This window comes from Aequorivita sp. IT1282 (assembly GCF_058068205.1).
Genome location: NZ_JBYRHR010000001.1, coordinates 824,441 through 844,330, shown reverse-complemented (window position 1 = coordinate 844,330; position 19,890 = coordinate 824,441). Strand labels below are relative to the sequence as shown.

The 19,890-nt window shown below is 36.3% G+C and carries 15 protein-coding genes; 5 read left to right on the top strand and 10 right to left on the bottom strand.

Annotated elements, in window-relative coordinates:
- Window positions 1–416 precede the first annotated feature (416 nt).
- Complete coding sequence (locus tag AC3RVG_RS03865) at window positions 417–2,876, top strand: helix-turn-helix domain-containing protein (RefSeq protein ID WP_489690118.1); 2,460 nt, start codon at window positions 417–419, stop codon at window positions 2,874–2,876.
- Here AC3RVG_RS03865 and AC3RVG_RS03860 read toward each other — a convergent pair.
- Window positions 2,873–3,541, bottom strand: a complete 669-nt coding sequence (locus AC3RVG_RS03860; RefSeq protein WP_489690117.1) for a ZIP family metal transporter — start codon at window positions 3,539–3,541, stop codon at window positions 2,873–2,875. The genes AC3RVG_RS03865 and AC3RVG_RS03860 overlap by 4 nt on opposite strands.
- Complete coding sequence (locus AC3RVG_RS03855; RefSeq protein ID WP_489690116.1) at window positions 3,541–4,272, bottom strand: class I SAM-dependent methyltransferase; 732 nt, start codon at window positions 4,270–4,272, stop codon at window positions 3,541–3,543. The genes AC3RVG_RS03860 and AC3RVG_RS03855 overlap by 1 nt, the downstream gene beginning before the upstream one ends.
- A 119-nt stretch (window positions 4,273–4,391) precedes the next feature.
- Between AC3RVG_RS03855 and AC3RVG_RS03850 the strand changes: the two genes are divergently transcribed.
- On the top strand, window positions 4,392–5,549 hold the full coding sequence (locus AC3RVG_RS03850; protein ID WP_489690115.1) for a THUMP domain-containing class I SAM-dependent RNA methyltransferase: 1,158 nt from the start codon (window positions 4,392–4,394) through the stop codon (window positions 5,547–5,549).
- A gap of 46 nt (window positions 5,550–5,595) precedes the next feature.
- Here AC3RVG_RS03850 and AC3RVG_RS03845 read toward each other — a convergent pair whose 3' ends face one another.
- From AC3RVG_RS03845 to AC3RVG_RS03825, 5 genes are all read right to left on the bottom strand, one after another.
- A complete protein-coding gene (locus AC3RVG_RS03845) occupies window positions 5,596–6,336 on the bottom strand; it encodes a DUF6048 family protein (protein WP_489690114.1) in 741 nt (246 codons plus the stop codon).
- Window positions 6,299–6,796 carry a DUF6452 family protein gene (locus AC3RVG_RS03840; RefSeq protein WP_489690113.1) on the bottom strand — a complete coding sequence of 166 codons (498 nt, stop codon included), beginning with the start codon at window positions 6,794–6,796 and terminating at the stop codon, window positions 6,299–6,301. The genes AC3RVG_RS03845 and AC3RVG_RS03840 overlap by 38 nt, the downstream gene beginning before the upstream one ends.
- 134 nt (window positions 6,797–6,930) lie before the next feature.
- Window positions 6,931–8,340: a 23S rRNA (uracil(1939)-C(5))-methyltransferase RlmD gene (rlmD, locus tag AC3RVG_RS03835; protein WP_489690112.1), complete on the bottom strand. Its 1,410-nt coding sequence runs from the start codon at window positions 8,338–8,340 to the stop codon at window positions 6,931–6,933.
- A 61-nt stretch (window positions 8,341–8,401) separates the two neighbouring features.
- A complete protein-coding gene (locus AC3RVG_RS03830; protein ID WP_489690111.1) occupies window positions 8,402–8,794 on the bottom strand; it encodes a response regulator in 393 nt (130 codons plus the stop codon).
- A gap of 11 nt (window positions 8,795–8,805) precedes the next feature.
- Entirely contained in the window at window positions 8,806–10,662 is a 1,857-nt protein-coding gene (locus tag AC3RVG_RS03825; RefSeq protein ID WP_489690110.1) for a PAS domain-containing sensor histidine kinase, read from the bottom strand.
- 230 nt (window positions 10,663–10,892) lie between these two features.
- Here AC3RVG_RS03825 and rocD point away from each other — a divergent pair, with 230 nt between their 5' ends.
- The gene (gene rocD / locus AC3RVG_RS03820; protein WP_489690109.1) at window positions 10,893–12,137 is read left to right on the top strand and encodes an ornithine--oxo-acid transaminase; all 1,245 of its coding nucleotides are present in this window, start codon (window positions 10,893–10,895) and stop codon (window positions 12,135–12,137) included.
- Window positions 12,138–12,278: 141 nt separating this feature from the next.
- Here the strand turns inward: rocD and AC3RVG_RS03815 are convergent, their stop codons facing one another.
- Window positions 12,279–14,249, bottom strand: coding sequence for a DUF8693 domain-containing protein (locus AC3RVG_RS03815; protein ID WP_489690108.1), 1,971 nt, complete (start codon window positions 14,247–14,249; stop codon window positions 12,279–12,281).
- A gap of 178 nt (window positions 14,250–14,427) precedes the next feature.
- Between AC3RVG_RS03815 and AC3RVG_RS03810 the strand changes: the two genes are divergently transcribed.
- Complete coding sequence (locus tag AC3RVG_RS03810) at window positions 14,428–14,979, top strand: DUF8465 domain-containing protein (RefSeq protein WP_489690107.1); 552 nt, start codon at window positions 14,428–14,430, stop codon at window positions 14,977–14,979.
- A 57-nt stretch (window positions 14,980–15,036) separates the two neighbouring features.
- Here AC3RVG_RS03810 and AC3RVG_RS03805 read toward each other — a convergent pair whose 3' ends face one another.
- Complete coding sequence (locus AC3RVG_RS03805; RefSeq protein ID WP_489690106.1) at window positions 15,037–15,924, bottom strand: hypothetical protein; 888 nt, start codon at window positions 15,922–15,924, stop codon at window positions 15,037–15,039.
- 210 nt (window positions 15,925–16,134) lie between these two features.
- On the opposite strand from AC3RVG_RS03805, the gene AC3RVG_RS03800 reads away from it, so the two are divergent.
- Complete coding sequence (locus AC3RVG_RS03800) at window positions 16,135–17,292, top strand: cysteine desulfurase family protein (RefSeq protein ID WP_489690105.1); 1,158 nt, start codon at window positions 16,135–16,137, stop codon at window positions 17,290–17,292.
- A 132-nt stretch (window positions 17,293–17,424) separates the two neighbouring features.
- On the opposite strand, the gene AC3RVG_RS03795 is transcribed toward AC3RVG_RS03800, so the two are convergent.
- Complete coding sequence (locus AC3RVG_RS03795; protein ID WP_489690104.1) at window positions 17,425–19,884, bottom strand: TonB-dependent receptor; 2,460 nt, start codon at window positions 19,882–19,884, stop codon at window positions 17,425–17,427.
- Between the last annotated feature and the right edge of the window lie 6 nt (window positions 19,885–19,890).

The following is a 19,890-nucleotide window of genomic DNA, read 5'->3' as shown; positions in this document are numbered from 1 at the left end:
GAGTAGGTCGCCGCCTTCCTTTAAAGACCCAATCATTTATTTGATTGGGTCTTTTTTTTTTGGAATAAACTGAAAAACAAACCTACTCTCCCACATCGTGGTGGTAGGGGCGGCAAGACGGAGCTCTAATTTTTTATAACTATTAAGATTATTAGCCCCTGCCGTTATCATTATCATAAACGCCTTCCTTTAAAACCTTCTACTAAATATCGATTTAAGCATTTCGAAGCAATCTAAGTACTAATTTTACTATCACTGAATAATTCATAAATTGAATGTATTTCAGTGTAAAGCTGCTGTATATTGAATACAATATAACCTAACCTCTCAATTTTAAAATTTCTGATTTTATTTCCACGCTATATTTATTATATTTATTCTCCGAAATACATTAACCTCCCCCACAATTTTTAATAATGATTGAAAATCCTGAAATCGATCTGGCTTGGAACTTCGTCAATTATACCGATAGGAATATTTTCCTGACCGGAAAAGCGGGGACAGGAAAAACTACGTTTCTACATAAATTAAAAAAGGATTCCTTAAAAAGAATGGCAGTTGTGGCACCCACCGGTGTTGCGGCTATTAACGCGGGAGGGGTGACCATCCATTCCTTTTTTCAGTTGCCCTTTGGTCCAATCTTACCCGAAACTGCAAATACGCAAGGCAATTCATTTTCTAAAAAATTCAGTAAAAAGAAAATCAATATTATTAAATCTTTAGATTTGTTGGTTATCGATGAAGTAAGTATGGTGCGTTCTGATTTGCTCGATGGTATAGATCAGGTTTTGCGTAGGTTTAGAGATAGAAGTAAACCCTTTGGAGGCGCTCAATTATTGATGATTGGCGATTTACAACAGCTTTCGCCAGTAATTAAGAACGATGAATGGCAACTTTTAAAAAAACACTACAAGACCGGGTTTTTCTTTGGAAGCAACGTTTTTCAAAATTCGAATGCCATAACCATTGAATTGAAACACATTTACAGACAGGAAAGTGAGGATTTTATAAAAATATTAAACGAAATTAGAAATGATTCTTTGACACACGAATCCTCTGAAACCCTTAATAAACGGTATATTCCTAACTTTTCAGCAAATGACGGTGCTGGGTTTATTACTTTGACCACGCATAACAATAGAGCGGATAGAATAAATTCTGTTGAACTGAAAAAGCTAAAAAAGAAAAGTTTTTTTTACGAAGCAGAAGTAGCAGGTAAGTTTCCAGAATATACATATCCCACACATTTAGAGTTGGAACTTAAGATAGGAGCGCAAGTAATGTTTGTTAAAAATGACAGCTCTGCTGAAAAACGCTATTTCAATGGAAAGATTGGAACAATCATAGATTTAGATGAAGATGAAGTCCTCGTGCGTTGTCCCGGCGATAATTCAGATATCGTTACTAGTCCAGAAATATGGAAGAATATTCAATACTCCATCCATCCGGATACTAAGGAAATAATGGAAGATGAAATTGGTTCATTTACCCAGATGCCATTGCGTTTGGCTTGGGCTATAACTATCCATAAAAGTCAGGGGCTCACATTTGAAAAAGTAATTATCGACGCCCAAGAAGCCTTCGCTCACGGACAAACCTATGTAGCTTTAAGTCGCTGCAAAACTTTGGAAGGTATTGTTTTAACAGGGCCGCTCACTCAAAAAAGCATAATCAACAATCTGGAAGTTGCTTCCTTTAGTAAAAATGCCGAAGAGAACCAGCCAGATACTTCCATTTTGAAAACTTCGCAAATAGCATATCAACTTAATTTGATCCATGACATTTTTAATTTATATCCTTTCTTATATCCGGTAAGTCGAATTATAGATGTCTATTTTAAAAATAATGGCAATATCAATGGAAATTTACTCGATCAATTAACCATTTTAAAGGAAAAAGGAGTGACTGAACTTTTAAAAGTCAATACGAACTTCCAATTTCAATTAAAAAAATTAAGCGAACACGATGCTCCAGAAAATAATGTTATGTTACAGGAGCGCTTTAAAAAGGCCGTTTTTTATTTTGAAAAGCATTTAGAAGATTTTATTAAAAAACCTTTAGACGATCTTAATTTTTCCACAGATAATAAAGCAATTAAAGAAGATATTACAAATCAGCTTAATAATTTGGAAGAATTGATAGTTGCAAAACAGTTTTGTTTTAATGGTTTAAAAGATGGTTTCAAAACTTCAAAATACCTCGATTTACGAGCTAAGGCCGCACTGCAGGAAGTAGACAAGCCAAAACGCGCCAAAGCTGATTTAGCAATTTCAACTGAAAATAAAGAATTATTTGAACTGCTGAGAGAACTTCGGAAAGTACTTTCAGATGAAGAAGCGGTCGCGGCCTATCAAGTTTTTACCCAAAAAGCACTTTTTGAAATGTGCCAAGTCTTACCCATAAATGTTAAACAACTCCGAGGAATTACTGACATTGGAAAAGTAAGACTTGAAAAATACGGCGCTGCAATTCTCGAAGTCATAAGGAATTACTGCCAAGAAAATGAAATAGAGCCGAAAAATGAAACTAAATCTGTGCCTAAAAAAAGTGAGACGCAACAAATCTCCTTCAAATTATTCAAATCTGGATTGAGCATAACAGAAATAGCGAAGGAACGTGATTACACTGTTGGCACTATTGAAAGGCATCTCGGTATTTTTTTATCTACGGGAGAGCTTAAAATCACCGAAATAATGCCAGAAGAAAAATATCTCGAACTCAAGAAAATTATGCAAACCGAAGTATACGAAGGTTTTAACGACTTAAAAAGTAGAATTGACAAGAAATTCACCTATGGCGATTTACGAATGGTAGCCAACGTACTTGAATACGAGAAAAGAGTGAAACTCCACACTAATACTTCGGAAGCAAATTAAATAAAATACGCAATCACCACTGCTAAAATTACCGCGGTCATTTTTGAAAGGTTGAACTTGTGGTTCTTCGAACTTTCAAAGAGAATAGTGGTTGAAACGTGTAAAAATATTCCAATAACTATAGCTGTAATTGGTGTTTCATATTGATGAAAAAGGTTGTAATGTGTTGATATAAAACTACCCAAAGGCGTCATTATTGCGAAAAAGAATAGAAAAAATAAGGTAGTGGATCTTTTATATCCTGCGGTAATGAAAAAGAAAGATAGTATTATAGCCACCGGAATTTTATGAACAATAATAGCAATCAGCAAATTATTATTTTCGGAAATAGGGAATCCTTCCATAAACGCATGAATGCTTAAACTAATGAACAAAATCCAAGGAAAATGTTTTGCTTCAGAATGTAAATGGACATGGCCGTGTTCGGCGCCTTTTGAAAAAAACTCTAAAAATATTTGCAGTAATATTCCGAGCATTATGTAAACACCTATGCTTTTTGAAGGGTTTTCAAATACGTGAGGTATAAGTTCAAAAACGGTAATCGACAATAAAAATCCGCCACTAAAGGCCAGAAAAATCTCCATATTTCGCAATTCCTTTTTCTTTAGGAAAAGCGCAATAAAATAACCTACAGCCACGGCCAAAAAAAGCAATAAATAATTCATCAGTTGAAAATTAGGATTAGTCTTTCAGAAGATTCTTTATTAAAATCCTCAAGTTTATAATTGCCATAAACGTTCTTAAGCGTAATGCCGGCTTCCTTAAAGTATGATTCAAAATCCTGCAAAGTCAAGGCCCTTACACGTTCGGTATATAAAAAATCTTCTCCTTGATCCGTAAATCGAATGTTTTTAACAATATAACCCTCTTCAACATATTTTTCAATATGAAAAACAATGTCGCCTACCTTCTTTTTTTCTAAGGGAACGAGATTAGCTATGGCTAATTCAACATTTAAAAAATCAATAACAGCGTAGCTCGATGGCTTTAATTCAGCTTTAATGGCTTTTATTGTTCTCAAGTTATCTATTTCGTTCTCAAAATATCCGAAACTCGTAAAGAGATTAAAAACTGCATCAAATTGCTTCGGATAGGGCAAACACATATCGTGCACCTCAAAATGAAGTCGCGCGTTTTCGTATTGTTTTGCGTATTCAATACTCTCTTCAGAAAGATCTACTGCAGTAACATCAAATCCTTGACGGTATAAATATTTTGCATGCCTTCCTCGTCCGCACGCAAGATCGAGAATAGAATCGTTTTTTTTAAGATTTAAATAACTGGTAAGAGAATTCATAAATATTGCCGCCTCCCTATGATTTCTGTCTTTGTACAACAGATGATAGTATGGAGTATTAAACCAGGATGTATACCAATTCTCTTTTTCTTTTTGCATAGTTATCGTTTCGCACTGCAAAAATACTGTATTTTTGTTCCTTTGTTAAATGGAAGATTTTTAATTTCGTATAAATTGAAAATTAATTAAAAAGTTCCCTGTTTAGACTGGGATGATCTATGGTAAAGAATTTTAAAATGGTGGCCAAAACCCTTTTTGGGATGGAAGAGCTGCTTGCTCAGGAATTACGTCAATTGGGTGCTTCGGCTGTTGAAATTGGGGTGCGTAACGTTTCATTTGAAGGCGACACGGGCTTTATGTACAAAGCGAATCTATGCTGCCGTACGGCCATTAAAATTTTGAAACCAATCTCAGCTTTTAATATTTTTACTGAAGAAGATCTTTATAAGAAGATTTACGAAATGCCTTGGGAAAAACACATGGATGTAAAGGGCTCATTAGCCGTGAATGCCACTGTTTTTTCAGATGTTTTTACGCATTCGCAATATATTTCTCTAAAAACGAAAGATGCCATTGTTGATAGATTTCGCGATAAGGAAGGAGTTCGACCAGATGTAGATCTGGATCATCCTACGCTACGTATTAATGTGCATATTGACAGAAATATTTGTACCGTCTCCTTAGATAGTTCTGGTGAATCGCTTCACAAACGTGGTTATAAAGTAGAAAGTACCCTTGCGCCAATAAACGAAGTACTTGCGGCAGGAATTTTAATGCTTTCCGGCTGGCAAGGGCAATGTAATTTTCTCGACCCAATGTGTGGTGGTGGAACTATGCTTACCGAAGCAGCTATGATTGCCTGCAATATTCCTCCTAACTTGAATCGTCAAGAATTCGGTTTTGAAACTTGGCCTGATTTTGATGTAGATTTATATGAAAAAATAGAAGAAGCTGCGCTCGCAAAAGTTCGTGATTTCCCACATAAAATTTATGGATTTGATATTGATCCAGTAGCAATTCAAAAGTCTAAAGAGAATATAAAAAGTGCAAACCTTCAAGAATTTATTGAATTAAAGCAACAAGATTTTTTCCAAAGTGAAAAAGAAGGTGATAAATCTTTGTATATGGTTTTCAATCCGCCCTATGACGAACGGATTTCTGTAAACGATGTTGAAGAATTTTACAGTTCTATTGGTAATACACTGAAACGCAATTATCCAGGCACACAAGCTTGGATGATTACTTCAAACATGGAAGCGTTGAAATTTGTAGGACTTCGTCCTTCAAGAAAGATAAAACTCTTCAACGGAAAGCTTGAAGCTAAACTTGTACGTTATGAAATGTATGAGGGAAGTAGGAAAACTAGTAAGCAGTAGTTTAGTATTCAGTGATCAGTGATTAGTATTCAGTCAAAGCGTAGAATTACTTCCCCTTCGGGGCTTGTTGGGACACTTCTGTTTTCTTGAAAATAGGTATTAAGTAAGAAAGAGAATACCCGTACCCAACGCCAAATTCGCTATAATCATATGTTCTATTGAATCCTGGGATGTATAAGTTTGCAAAATTTTCTGGTTCCGTTTCTGAAATTTTTCTCTTCAATTGAACATTTAAGGAAAGATAGAGATTGTTGAGTATTTCAGTTTTAATGCTCAAAATAAATTCGGCCCAATGTGCGGTTAAACCACTGAATTCTTGTGGATCATAAATGGTTTCAGTGGGAAATGCAGTATTGTCTGTATATATTCGGTAGCTGAGCAATTCTTGCTTAAAAGTAGAAATTCCGTACCGCATACCTAGTGTAATGGCGTTTTCCATTCCCAACCAATTTTCATAAGCGTTGTAATCAAAACCTATTTTTGCATAACTTCCACTCGTAGTGGCAGAAATGTAGGGCTCGTTCCAGTCTTTCGTTTCGTTTCCAAGTTCTACTGCGGCATAAAACTTTTTGGTTACCCTAAAGTCACCCATAACTTCAAAACCAGAATAGCCATCTTCAACTAAAGATCGCAAAGGTTTTGCCAAATCTACACCCACACGAATTCCATACTTTTCAATTTTTGAAATAGTGTCTGTGGTAGTTTCACTCTTTTGTTGCGCCACCATTAAATGTGTGCCGCAAAAAAGACTAATGCAGCATAGTAATATGGGCGCTATTTTCGTCATTAACTGTATCTCGTTTTACTATTATTTCTTGAATCCAATTTTCGTTTCCTTCTAGCTCTAATTCTGCCTCCAGATTAAAATATTCAGTGTTAAAACCGCAAGCGCGATTAACGTAATTATTTTTTCGCTGGTACACAAACATTACTCTATCTGTATTAACTAGCGTATCGCTGGTTCCATAGGTTGTCCTTATAAACTTATATTTTGTGGTATCTGAAGTAGTGCTAAGCGGTATCACTATTTCATTAGTATCATCCAAAGATATTACTTCAACACTATCATCGTAATCCGTTTTAACGCTTAAAACTGTTACGTTTTTCGAATTACTGGGATTTGAAATATCGTTAAAGGTAATAACCAGGTTTGCCGTAATTGCCGTTCCTTCTGGGCAAATATCGTCTTTGGTACAACTTTTAAAGGCGAAGATTATAAGTATGAAAAGAATAATTTTTTTCAACATAATTTTTTTTAAATAGACCTAAGACTTTTTGACATAGGACGTAAGACTAATACAGCATCAAAATATTAATAAAAATCAAAACCCTTCTGCTTTTTTTAGTCCTACGTCTTACCGTCTTACGTCCTTTTGACGAATCAGCGTTTCTCCAAAAGTACAACATTTTCTACGTGATGCGTCTGCGGAAACATATCTACTGGCTGTACTTTAATAACTTTATATTTTGAATCTAACAAAGCTAAATCGCGTGCTTGCGTTGCACTATTACAACTTACATATACAATTTTAGCGGCACCAATATTTAGAAGCTGTGCAACAACGTCTGCGTGCATTCCGTCGCGTGGCGGATCTGTAATAACTACATCTGGCTTTCCGTGTTTGCTTATAAATGTGTCGTTGAACACTTTTTTCATATCACCCACGTAGAACTCAACGTTATCAATATTGTTTAGTAGCGCGTTGGCTTTGGCAGCTTCAATAGCATCCGGAACGGACTCAACGCCAATTACTTTTTTTGCGTTTTTAGCAACGAATTGCGCTATTGTTCCTGTACCAGTATATAAATCGTAAACTAGCTCATTTCCGCTTAAACCTGCAAAATCACGGGTTATTTTATAAAGTTCGTACGCTTGTTCGCTATTAGTTTGGTAGAAAGATTTTGCATTTATTTTAAATTTTAAACCTTCCATTTCTTCAAAAATATGATCCCTTCCGTGGAAAAGTTCAATGTCTTGATCGTAAAGTGTATCGTTTCCTTTGGAATTGATTACATATAAAAGTGAAGTAATCTGTGGAAATTCTTCAGCAATTGCACTTAAAAGTAGTTTTCGGTTTGCTTCATCTTCGTGAAAAAATTGCAGCAGAACCATTATTTCACCGGTTGAAGAAGTGCGAAGCATAAGCGTTCTTAAAAATCCTTCTTGATTTCTGGTGTTGAAAAATGTTAAATTTAATTCCTCAGATTTCGCCTTCACAAAATCGCGAATAGCATTACTGGGGTCCGCTTGCAGGTAACATATATTAAGATCTAAAATCTTGTCCCACATTCCAGGAATGTGAAAACCAAGGGCGTTTCGGTCTTCTATTGTTTCATCGCTTTTAATTTGTTCCAGTGTTAGCCATTTGCTGTCACTAAAAGAAAACTCCATTTTGTTGCGATAAAAATATTGTTTTTCGGAACCTAAAATAGGTTGAAATTCGGGCAGTTCAATTTTCCCGATGCGTTGCAGATTTTGGGCAACTTCTTTTTGTTTGTAAAAAAGTTGGTGTTCATAACCCATATTCTGCCATTTGCAGCCACCACAAGTTCCGAAGTGTGGACAAACCGGTTCAGCTCTTTTTTCAGAATATTTTGAAACTGAAATAGCAGAACCTTCATAATACGCTTTACGTTTTTTATGTGTCTGCACATCTACCACATCACCAGGTACGGCGTTGTTTATAAAAACTACTCTTCCGTCTGCTGCTTTGGCTACTGCTTTGCCTTTAGCGCCCGCATCTATTACTTCAAGGTTTTCTAAAACTACTTTCTTATTTTTTACTGCCATAGGCGCAAAAATAGAACGTTTTTGGCATTTAAACGAAACTTTGAGATTTAAAATTGACCGATTAAAGTTCTGAAGCAATTTCTGCTATCTTATCGTATGCAATGGGCTTAATGATGTAATTATTCACACTCTTCAAGTTGTTAGCCCGCTTAATGTCTTCTGGATCTAAAGAGGAGCTAACTATATATATGTTAATTGTAGTGGGTGTAGGTATAGCTGTAAAAGCTTCTAAAAATTCCCAACCATCCATAATTGGCATATTTAAATCTAGCAGTATAATCTCTGGCAATTTTTCACCGCCTTTAATTATCGCTTTCAGACTATTTAAAGCTTCTTCACCATTGTGAAAAACCATGAAACTTTGACAAAAGTCTGCCAGTTTCATAATTTTTTTGGTGCCGAAAACGAATATAGGATCATCGTCTATTATGCAGGCTAGGTTTATTTTTTTCATACTTATATGCGTTATTTTAAAGGGGTTAACTTGTTATTTTTCATCTTCGCTTTATTGAAGTAGATGCTAAATTCGGTGCCTATGCCAACTTCACTTTTCACCTTAATTTTACCTCCCAAAGCTTCAACTTGATTCTTGGTAATAAACAAGCCAATACCACGAGAATCTTCGTTATTATGGAAAGTTTTGTACATTCCAAATAGCTTTTTACCAACTCGCTTTAAATCAATCCCCATTCCGTTGTCTTTTATTTTCAGAATAATATGGCTGTTTTTGCTTTCAGCAGAAATTTCAATATATGGGTTACGGCCTGGCGAGCGATATTTTATAGCATTTGTTAGGAAATTTAGCACAATACTTTCCAAGTAGGCTGGAATTCCGGCAACAAATAAATCTTCGCTAGTTTGATTAATTATTACACTATTAGTGACTGTTGCCAGCCCTCGAATATTCACCAATGCACTATTTATATATTGATGAAGATTTAATGGCACCAGATTATCATAAATCTTTGTGTTTATTACAACCACTTCATTAAGATGTTCCACTGTATCGTTTAGATTATTGGAAGCAGATTGAAGGTGAACCATGAATTCATTATCAACTAATTCTAAATTTTCTGAAGCCATTAGTTCCAAAATCATAGCAATATTTCCGGCATGCGATCTTAAATTATGAGACACGATATAGGCAAAATTTATAAGTCTTTTGTTTTGGTCTTTCATAGTCTCGACCAAATTTTTATTTTCATTAATATCCTGTATCTGAGATACAAAATGCAACGGGCTGCCCTCATTATTACGCACTAATGACACTGATAAATACGCCCAGACAATATCTCCATTTTTACAGATATAACGCTTTTCCATTTGATAGTTTTTACGTTTATCTGCCACCAATTCATTCAGCAAAGTTATATCCTTATTAAGATCTTCGGGATGGGTAATGTCTGCAAAAGTTAAATTATAGAATTCTTTTTTCGAGTATCTTAAAAGAGAGCATATGCTTTCATTAACCTTAAGCCAAGTGCCATCAAGTCCAACCAAGGCCATACCAATGGTAGCATGCTCAAATGTTTGTCTAAACTGCTCTTCTTGTATGGCTGTTTTAATTCGAATCCTTTTTAAGTCATCAATATCTTGTACAATTCCATAAAGGCGTATACACTTCGATTTTTTGAAATCGGCGATGCCAATTATTCTAACCCATTTTAAGGATTTGTCTTTCGAATTAACTTGTACTTCAAGGTCAAAATTTTGTTTGTTTAAAACCGCATTTTTTATTGCGAGTTTCATTGTATCTCTATGTTCGCCTTCAGCAAAATAACTTAATACATCTTCTTCCTTAGGTGAAAAATCTGGTGCTTGCCCGTATATTTTATTTATCATTGGGCTCCAAAAGAAGTTTTTGGTTATATAATCGATTTCCCAATATCCAGTTTGAGCAATATTACTTGCAATTTCTGTAATGTCTTTAAACCTTCTAAGTTTTAATTGGTTTCTTTTCTCGTCGGTAATATCTTGATTTGTCCCAACAACTAAAACAGGACTGCCGTTCTCATCTCTCGATACTATTTTCCCTTGTGCAAGTACCCAAATAGAGTGACCATTTTTATGTTTTAATCTAATCTCGCATTTAAACTCCTTGGTTTTTCCTTCCAAATACATTTTAAATAAATTGTCAGAATTGCCCAAATATTTAGGATGAAACATTTTATTCCAAGTTTCGAAAGTAATTGGTTCGAGCTCTGCGATTGTGTAACCTATTATTGAAGCCCAATTTTCATTACAAATAATGTTTCTGGTCTGAACATTATATTCCCAGATTCCAATGCCTAAGTCTTCTATTAAATGGGGATAGTGTTTCATAATATGAAATAATATTAAATTCTATACTTTAAATAGGAAGGGTTGTATTTAAAGCATATTGCTAAAATATTTATTATTTAGCGAATAATACAATCTTTCTTATTTCAAATTCGGTAAAAAAGGCGCTATTACCTACTTATATAGATAATAATTGCTAATTTTGCAATTTCAGGATGATTTCTCTCCACAAAGCAGGAATCACTATTAAATTACATCAAAATTTTACATTTATGTCAGTCTTAGAGCAAACAGCTTCAGCTAAAGCTATTGAATTGGAAAACAAATACGGAGCCCATAATTATCATCCACTTCCAGTGGTTTTAAATAGGGGAGAAGGCGTATATGTTTGGGATGTGGAAGGAAAGAAATATTACGATTTTCTTTCGGCCTATTCCGCAGTAAACCAAGGTCACTGCCACCCAACAATTGTTAATGCCATGAACGAGCAGGCACAAACACTCACACTAACTTCACGCGCATTTCATAATGATATGCTTGGGAAATATGAAAAATTTGTCTGTGATTTTTTCAAATTTGATAAAGTACTACCAATGAATACGGGTGCCGAAGCTGTGGAAACGGCTTTAAAAATCTGTAGAAAGTGGGCGTATGAAAAGAAAGGAATCGCAGAAAATGAAGCCGACATTATTGTTTGCGAAAACAATTTTCACGGAAGAACTACTACAATTATTTCGTTCAGTAACGATCCCGTGGCGCGCGATAATTTTGGCCCGTACACAAAAGGATTTATAAAAATAGAGTACAATAATCTTGAGCAACTTGAGCAGCATTTAGAAAGCAATAAAAATATTGCTGGATTCTTGGTGGAGCCTATTCAAGGCGAAGCCGGAGTTTTTGTGCCGTCAGAAGGTTATTTGAGCAAAGCAAGAGCTTTATGCGAAAAGCACAACGTTCTTTTTATTGCAGATGAAGTACAAACGGGTATTGCCCGAACAGGAAGACTTCTTGCGGTTGATCACGAAAATGTGAAGCCTGATCTTCTAATCCTCGGAAAAGCATTGAGCGGTGGCGCTTATCCAGTTTCGGCTGTATTGGCAGATGATGCGATTATGAATGTTATTCAACCAGGGAATCACGGTTCTACTTTTGGTGGTAATCCAGTTGCTGCTGCGGTAGCAATGGCTGCATTAGGTGTAGTTCGCGACGAAAATCTTGCTGAAAATGCAGAAAAACTTGGACAACTTTTTAGAAGTGAACTTAATAAATTCATTGAAACGAGCAGCATAGCAAAACTTGTTCGCGGAAAAGGATTGTTGAATGCAGTTGTTATTAACGATTCTGAAGACAGCGATACCGCTTGGAACATCTGTCTAAAACTTCGCGATAATGGTTTATTAGCAAAACCTACTCACGGAAACATCATTCGCTTTGCACCTCCTTTAGTGATGAATGAAGAACAATTGAGAGATTGCGTTTCAATAATTATTAAGACGTTAAAAGAGTTTGAGAAATAGTTCAAAACGAAACTTCAAAGTACGTTAAAACCTTTAAAGGTTTTTAGAAGAATACCAAATGAAAACGGCCTCGATTATTTCGAGGCCGTTTTTTATTATAATTTACATTCGCAATATCTGGTATTGCGAAGCATTAGGTTATTAATTGTGTACTACTGCTTTATAATCTATAGCAATATCGTTGTCCGTCATTAGCTTCACTAAATAAACACCACTGCTTAAATTACCTGTGTAAAAGCTGTATTTTGAATCGCTACCAAGATTTTTCTCTGCTATTACTAATTTACCATTCATATCGTAAACAGAAGCGGTTTTAATAACATAGCCTTCCGGATTGCTTACTTCTAATTGATGACTTCTATTGTTTTGGAAGAACTTTACATTTTCCGTAACCAAGCTAATAGCATTCCATTCTTCGTCAGGAATTTCATATCTTAGATTTGGGTTTACAAACACTACAAAAAACCTATTGTCATAAGTTCCGGCAGGAAGATTGAACGTAGCACTTTGACCACGGGTAATTTGCGAATAGGTATTTTCCACAGCGTCAAAAATGTAAGCATTTATGTATGGTTTTTTAATTTCCTGAACCACTTTTACATCAAATTTTGTTTGATATTGTAATTTAAAAGCGATTGGCACTTGCTTATCAATATTATACTTAACACCGTTAATAACATAAGGTAGGCGGTAAGTGTCATTGCCAATAGGGAAGTAGGCGTCTGTTCTTAAATCTTGGGCACTTAAGCCGTCCAAGCCGCGGTCGTAGCCGTCAGTAGCTTCGTCATAAAAAGCGAGTACCATATCTCTGGTTACTCCCTCATTAAAGATTGTATAAATGCGCATACTTGGAGGACGCGTGTCTATTCTTGCCGTTTCTGCTATGGTAGAAAAGTAAATGTTATCAGGTTCATCACTCTCCTCATTTTCATTAGCGAATTCTGGTCTTTGGAAAGCAGAGCCAGCTGCTCCTTCTTTTACAAAAATTCTATGTGAATTTTTAATATTTATAATTTTGTCTACACCGGCGCCCATGCTGCTTTTTCCAACCACCATAAATCCCTGCCCAATTGGAGCGTATCGTTTGTTTTGATTAGCATCGCCATTAGTATTTGTACCAGTACCTCCGCCGTTGGCAGAATAAATTTGGAAAGGTGCGTGAACATATGTACCAGAAGGACTGTTATCCTTATTATTGAGGTCTAAATCTTTACCACCTGGCACCCAAACTCCGTATCCAAAAGGTTTTTGGGAATAATAATGTGAAAGGACTTTTCGGTCTTCATCATAATACCAAATAGCATCTAATTCTTCATTATCGCTATCATAAAAAAGTGCGTTTAGGTCTATTGATGAAGGATAAGGATTTCCTGTAAAAGTCATAAGCGCCTCTCCATTATTGGGCTCGTTAATAGGAATTGAAAATGTTCCATTATTTGGTCTTCCACGGAACTCATAATTTTGATTGTGCCCAAATGCAGGACCTGTTGGATTGGCTGCTCCACTAGCACCTAAATTGACTCCTTTCATTGTAAAACCATATCCTGGAGGAGCGTTATTTCCACTGCCCATAGCTTGATAACTTCCTTCTCTTTCTTTGCCGGGGTATCGAAACGTATAAAGCCAACGTGTAGAAACCGTTAGTTTTGGATTAGTAAATCCATTAAGTACATTTGTTTTACCTACTTGTTGTGCTGCTGTATTACTAATACTCGATAATGGCTCATATAAATGGTTCGCTCCAAAATATTTATTTCCAGCATCATTGAGTGGGGTATCTCCAATAGGTGAGCACCAATAATAATAGGCATAAGCATTTGTAACAGGGGAGTTTTGTTGTGCAGAAAGCTGTCCATCGCCAGTATTGTTAACAACATTACCTTGAATCATTTGCCCATTATCACGTAAGTAAATGCTAGCTTCTTTACTGTCGGTTGAACCGTTTGCAACACTTGTATTTCTAGTTAGGTTAACTTCATTCGTAACGTAAAGCACTTGATTCTTTACGTAAACAAAAGAATCAGTTCCACCGGAAGTAGGCTTAACTGTTAATTGCGCAAAAAGACCAGTAGTTGTTAGCAGTAATGTTGAAAAGAATAGTAGGTTTTTCATATTTTTACAGTTTTAAAAAACTTTGATGTGGGGCAACAAAGCCGTTTCGATGGGTTAAATTTAAAAATAATAAACCACATATAGTGTAAAACACTGCAAAATACGTAATATTTTCGTTAAGAGGTACTTATGAAGGTTGGAATCTGTTGTGTGGAAGTAAAAAAATATTAAAAATTATATGAAAATAGGCGATAAAGTTTCAGTGTTAGACGATGCCATATCGGGTGTGGTTACTGCTGTAAAGGGAAATGAGGTAACCTTAATGACTTCTGATGGCTTCGAAATAGATTTTTTGAAGAATGAACTTATCGTAATAGATGGTTCGCTTTCCAAAAGAGAACTGTCGCAAATGGATGTTTCTTCAATTATTTCAGAAAAAGAACAAAAAAAGCCTGGGAAAACTAAACGCGTAAAACCAAAAGAGCGCAGCCTGCCGCCTTTGGAGGTAGATTTGCACATTAATCAATTGCTGCCAAAAACACGCGGACTAGATAATTATGAAATGCTAACTATCCAATTAGATACAGCAAAAAGGCAGTTAGATTTCGCTATTTCAAAACGTATTCCGAAAGTAGTTTTTATTCATGGTGTCGGCGAAGGGGTGTTACGCACAGAATTAGAATATCTTTTTAACCGCTATGAAAATGTGAAGTTTTACGATGCCGATTTCCAGAAATATGGGCGCGGAGCAACTGAGGTTTATATTTTTCAGAACACAATTAATAAGTAGTATTTTTCAATCGCAGTAGACTGCTATTGCTATAATTTATAATTCCCGAATCCCGAATTAAAACGCTGGTTTTTTTGTTTTGTCAATCGTTTCAATGTTTTCAAGCGTTCCCATATTTAGCGTTTCTATGGTTATTTCTTCTTCCCCGCTAATTAACACTAGGTTTTTCAATACTACTTTTGCACTTTTTGTAATTGTGTATTCATGCTCGTAATATTCGTTTATCTCATAGTTATTTGCAACTGCCGGGTTTAGATAATCTGCACCAACGTTCGGATCTGTTACATCGTTTCTTGGGTTTAAATCCCCATTCATGTCTTCATTTCTAGTAAGTACACCATCGCCATCATCGTCATCGTCTAAGTAATCTGGAATGCCGTCGCCGTCTGTATCTAGTGGGTTAGTTAATGGATTGTTGTCTCCATCTTCATTCTGAATATCTAATTCTAAAGCAGTGGGTACATTATCGCCGTCGTCATCTTCGTCATAAACATCTGGGATGCCATCACCATCGGTATCGCCTTCTTCGTTGGCAGCTGGAACGCCGTCATTATCATCGAATTCAAAAATAGTTGTGATTTCGACAGTACCAGAAACTGCAAGATAATCTACAGTAACGATTGGCGTAGTGGGTGGAATGCTGCTGCAGAAATAATTAGATTCTAAAGCACCGTCATAATTTCGATAGTTTACGAAATTACTAGTCCCGTTCAAAATGTATGTTTTAGGGCCTTCAAGTCTATAAAGGCTATCTGTTACGCCTAATTTTAACGAAAGGCTTTCTAGCGCTTCATCGTTCACTTTGTAAAAAACATGATTGCCAGATGTGCCGCAAGTCTTTAGTTCAGCATCATCAAAATTGAAGGTGGTTATGATTATTTCACCATCGTCGCAGCTTTGAAGCAGGATTGATGTTAACATTAGAAGACCAAGAAATCGATTCATATTATTATAATTTTCGTAGGGTATTTCGCAAAAATTTGGTTTTATGCCACATTTTCTCTTCCACAAAGAAACGCATTTCTTTTTAACTGAATAGATGGCAAAACTCTTTTAATATGTATTTTTGCCAACCAAAACAAGTAAGCAACATGTAGCGTAAAACAGAATAGTATTGCAGGTTACATACTTCACATTAGGAAAAAAATTTATTAAATGAAAAAAGTATATTTTGATAGTGCTGCAACAACTGAATTGCGCGACGACGTAATAAGCTGCATTACGGAAGTTTTAAAAACTGAATACGGAAACCCTTCATCAACACACTCTTACGGACGTTCTTCTAAATCATTACTTGAGAATGCCCGAAAGGAAATAGCAAAGCTTTTTAACGTTTCTGCAAGTGAAATTATTTTCACTTCTGGCGGTACAGAGGCAGATAATTTAATTCTGAATAGTGCCGTTCGCGACCTTGGTGTAAAGCGAATAATTTCTAGCCGTATTGAACATCACGCTGTTTTGCACACCTTGGAATGGCTTCAAAAAGAATATAATGTTCAAATTGATTTTGTTAAATTGGATGAATGTGGCCAAGTAGATCACGAACATCTTAAAAATCTTTTGACAGATACATCTCAAAAAACTTTGGTGAGTTTGATGCACGTTAATAATGAAGTAGGAAATGTGCTAGATTTAAAAGAAGTGGCATTACTTTGTAAAGAATACAACGCCCTATTTCATAGTGATACAGTGCAGTCTGTTGGGCATTTCGAACTTGATTTTAAAGAAATTCCAATCGATTTTGCCGCTGCTGCTGCGCATAAATTTCACGGACCCAAAGGAGCGGGTTTTGCTTTTGTTAGAAAAAATTCAGGATTGCGAGCGCTAATACACGGTGGCGAGCAGGAACGCGGACTAAGAGCTGGTACCGAAGCTGTTTACGCAATTGCTGGTATGGCGGAAGCGTTGAAGCTATCGTATCACAAACTTGAAAAGGAGCGCAAATATATTACCGAGCTGAAGGATTATTTTAAAGATGAACTAATAGCCGCTTTTCCGGGGGTAAAATTTAATGGTAGCTGTGACGATAATGTGCGCAGTACTTATACTTTATTGAACGTTTGCCTGCCTATTTCCGCAGAAAAAGCGATGCTGCTTCTGTTTCAATTAGATTTAAAAGGAATAGCCTGTAGCAAAGGAAGCGCCTGCCAGAGTGGGAGTGAAGGTGGATCGCATGTTTTGAACGAAATACTTTCCGATGAAGATTTAAGCAAACCTTCTATCCGTTTTTCTTTTTCCAGCTTCAATAAGAAAGATGAAGTTGATTATGTGGTGGATGTATTGAAAGAGTTTATTGATAACGGGATTGGGTAATAAGGCTACACTCCGTGTGAATAATGAATAAAATTATTCCTTCGGTTTTAATTTCATCTAAATCATTACTAAAATCTAAAATTCAAGATTCAAATAATTTTGAATCTTGAATTTTAAATTTTAAATCACTCTTTAAAATTTCGCAGTAGCTCTCACGTTGAAAACGCGTGGAGTTAAATAGTTTGGAATAGCGTACTGAACTTTAGTGTAAACATCTCTTACAAAAGTGTTAGTGATAGAGTTTTGCACATCGAATATGTTGAATATTTCTGCACCAATAGTAAGCTCTTCAAAAGGCGCTAACCAGCCACTTTCCTTTAGTTTAGTTTTATCTATAATTACATAGCTCATTCCAACATCGGCACGCTTATAATCGGGTAGCCTTACTTGGTATTTATAAGGATCTGCATAACTTGGCGAACCTCCGGGAAGGCCTGTGTTATATGTTAAATTAAGGTACATTTTAAGTGAAGGGATCACTTTTACATAATCTTGGAACAGTACTCCAAACTTCAAACGTTGATCTGTAGGGCGGAAAATGAAACCGCGATCCTCAATATTTTCTTCCGTTTTTAAGTAACCAAAACTCAACCAGCTTTCGGTACCGGGAACAAATTCTCCCGCCAAACGCAAATCAAGTCCGTAAGCATAAGCAACGGCATTGTTTGTAGCACGGTAACGAATGCGAACATTTTCTAATGTATAAGGATTTACGTCTGTCAAGTGTTTGTAGTATATTTCGGAATTCAATCTAAAAGCACGATCCCACATTTTAAAACTATAATCGTTTCCAAACACAACATGAATGGATTTTTGCGCTTTTACGCCAGGTCTAACCGTACCTGAAGAATCACGTAATTCTCTATAAAAAGGAGGTTGATGATAAACCCCACCAGAAAGACGGAACAGCATATCCATATCCCAAGCTGGTTTTAACGAAACCTGTGCTCTTGGGCTAAAAACGGTTTGCGTAGTGCTCGTAATGTCTTTCCCGCTAACGGTCCAGTTATGTGCGCGTACGCCAGCATTCATCCAAAGATCGCTATTACCCAGGCTCGTTTTTTTGCTCCATTGTGCATAACCCGAAATACGATCTATTTGTGTGTCGTTCATTGCACGCACGTCTGTATACGGTTCAATTGGTGAAGTGTATGGTTCGTACGGTTGGTTGTTTGGTGGAAATATTGGTGGACGGATAGAAAACCCAGCCGAGTCAATAATTTCGTATTCCTGAACGCGATCGCGAATATCTTCGCGGGTGTATTTAATGCCGTATTCTATATTATTATCTTCAATTGCAAGGTTCCCTTTGTGCTCAAGGTTAACAATCAATGCATCTAGATCATTTCGGGCGTGGGTAAGCTGACCGCCAATTCCGCGGGTAAAAGTTACTTCACCTAAATTTTCGCCTCCAATTTCAGTATTTACTTCACCTAAGCGATATTCTGCAAGTATGTCGAAATATTCCTGCTCGGTGGTTTGATAAATGGAACCAATAAATTTCGCGGTGTAATTATCTGAAACAACCCAAGTAGATTTTAAAGCACCGAAGTACGTATTGTAACGATCTTCTTCGCGACCTTCATAAAACACTAGCAGTGCAATTGGGTCGGTGATTGTTCCGAAGTTTGTTTGTCTTGTTAAAGGTCTGTAGTTGTATTCGTTGATGGAAATATTTCCCAAAAAGCTCAATTCAAATTTATTATTGAATTTGTACGTAAGATACGTCTGTGCATCTGCAAATTTTGGTCGGTAATTAGTTTCAGTCTGTTTTGCATCTACCAAAAGACTGTTATCGCGATAGCGAACTCCTAAAATTGCTGATAAACGGCCATTTTTTGAAATACCTTCCACAGAACCACTTGCGCCCAAAAGGCTCACATCTACCGAAGCGCCAAACTCTACAGGGCGACGATACGTAATATCTAAAACCGAAGAAAGCTTGTCGCCGTATTTAGCTTGAAATCCTCCTGCTGAAAAATCAACATTGCTCGTTAACTCACTGTTTACAAAGCTTAAGCCCTCTTGTTGCCCACTTCTTATAAGGAATGGACGGTAAACTTCAATTTCGTTTACGTAAACAAGGTTTTCATCGTAATTTCCTCCGCGCACTGCGTATTGCGTGCTTAGTTCGTCATTTCCGTTAACACCAGGAAGAGATTTTAAGAGCGTTTCAACACCCGCATTTGCACCAACCATTTTACGGATAATCTCAGGTTCTATATTTACAAGACCTTCAATACGTCTGTTTTCACGCCCAGAAATAACCACTTCGGCAATTTGCTCAACATCAATTTTTAAAACGGGGTTTAATTCGTAATCCTCATTCGGACTTAAGTTAAAACGCAACCTGGCATTTTTATGGCCAACGTGCGAATATATTACGACAACTTCTTGATTCGAAGGAATTTCCAACAAATAATAACCATTCAGATCTGATATGGTTCCGTTGTTTTCATAAGTTACATTTACCCCAGAAAGAGGTATGTTCATTTCGTCTAAAATGACTCCACGGATGGTTGCCTTTTGGGCAAATGCAAACGTTGTGATAAAAATGAAAAGGAGTGTGAGCGGTAGTTTAATTGTTTTCAAAAGCAA

Bases quoted from the DNA above. Each gene is read 5' to 3' on its own strand.
- rlmD (WP_489690112.1), bottom strand. From the start codon at position 8,340: ATGGCAGTAAAAAATAAGAAAGTAGTTTTAGAAAACCTTGAAGTAATA.
- AC3RVG_RS03830 (WP_489690111.1), bottom strand. From the start codon at position 8,794: ATGAAAAAAATAAACCTAGCCTGCATAATAGACGATGATCCTATATTC.
- AC3RVG_RS03850 (WP_489690115.1), top strand. From the start codon at position 4,392: ATGGTAAAGAATTTTAAAATGGTGGCCAAAACCCTTTTTGGGATGGAA.
- AC3RVG_RS03865 (WP_489690118.1), top strand. From the start codon at position 417: ATGATTGAAAATCCTGAAATCGATCTGGCTTGGAACTTCGTCAATTAT.
- rocD (WP_489690109.1), top strand. From the start codon at position 10,893: ATGTCAGTCTTAGAGCAAACAGCTTCAGCTAAAGCTATTGAATTGGAA.
- AC3RVG_RS03815 (WP_489690108.1), bottom strand. From the start codon at position 14,249: ATGAAAAACCTACTATTCTTTTCAACATTACTGCTAACAACTACTGGT.
- AC3RVG_RS03825 (WP_489690110.1), bottom strand. From the start codon at position 10,662: ATGAAACACTATCCCCATTTAATAGAAGACTTAGGCATTGGAATCTGG.
- AC3RVG_RS03810 (WP_489690107.1), top strand. From the start codon at position 14,428: ATGAAAATAGGCGATAAAGTTTCAGTGTTAGACGATGCCATATCGGGT.
- AC3RVG_RS03860 (WP_489690117.1), bottom strand. From the start codon at position 3,541: ATGAATTATTTATTGCTTTTTTTGGCCGTGGCTGTAGGTTATTTTATT.
- AC3RVG_RS03805 (WP_489690106.1), bottom strand. From the start codon at position 15,924: ATGAATCGATTTCTTGGTCTTCTAATGTTAACATCAATCCTGCTTCAA.
- AC3RVG_RS03855 (WP_489690116.1), bottom strand. From the start codon at position 4,272: ATGCAAAAAGAAAAAGAGAATTGGTATACATCCTGGTTTAATACTCCA.
- AC3RVG_RS03845 (WP_489690114.1), bottom strand. From the start codon at position 6,336: ATGACGAAAATAGCGCCCATATTACTATGCTGCATTAGTCTTTTTTGC.
- AC3RVG_RS03800 (WP_489690105.1), top strand. From the start codon at position 16,135: ATGAAAAAAGTATATTTTGATAGTGCTGCAACAACTGAATTGCGCGAC.
- AC3RVG_RS03840 (WP_489690113.1), bottom strand. From the start codon at position 6,796: ATGTTGAAAAAAATTATTCTTTTCATACTTATAATCTTCGCCTTTAAA.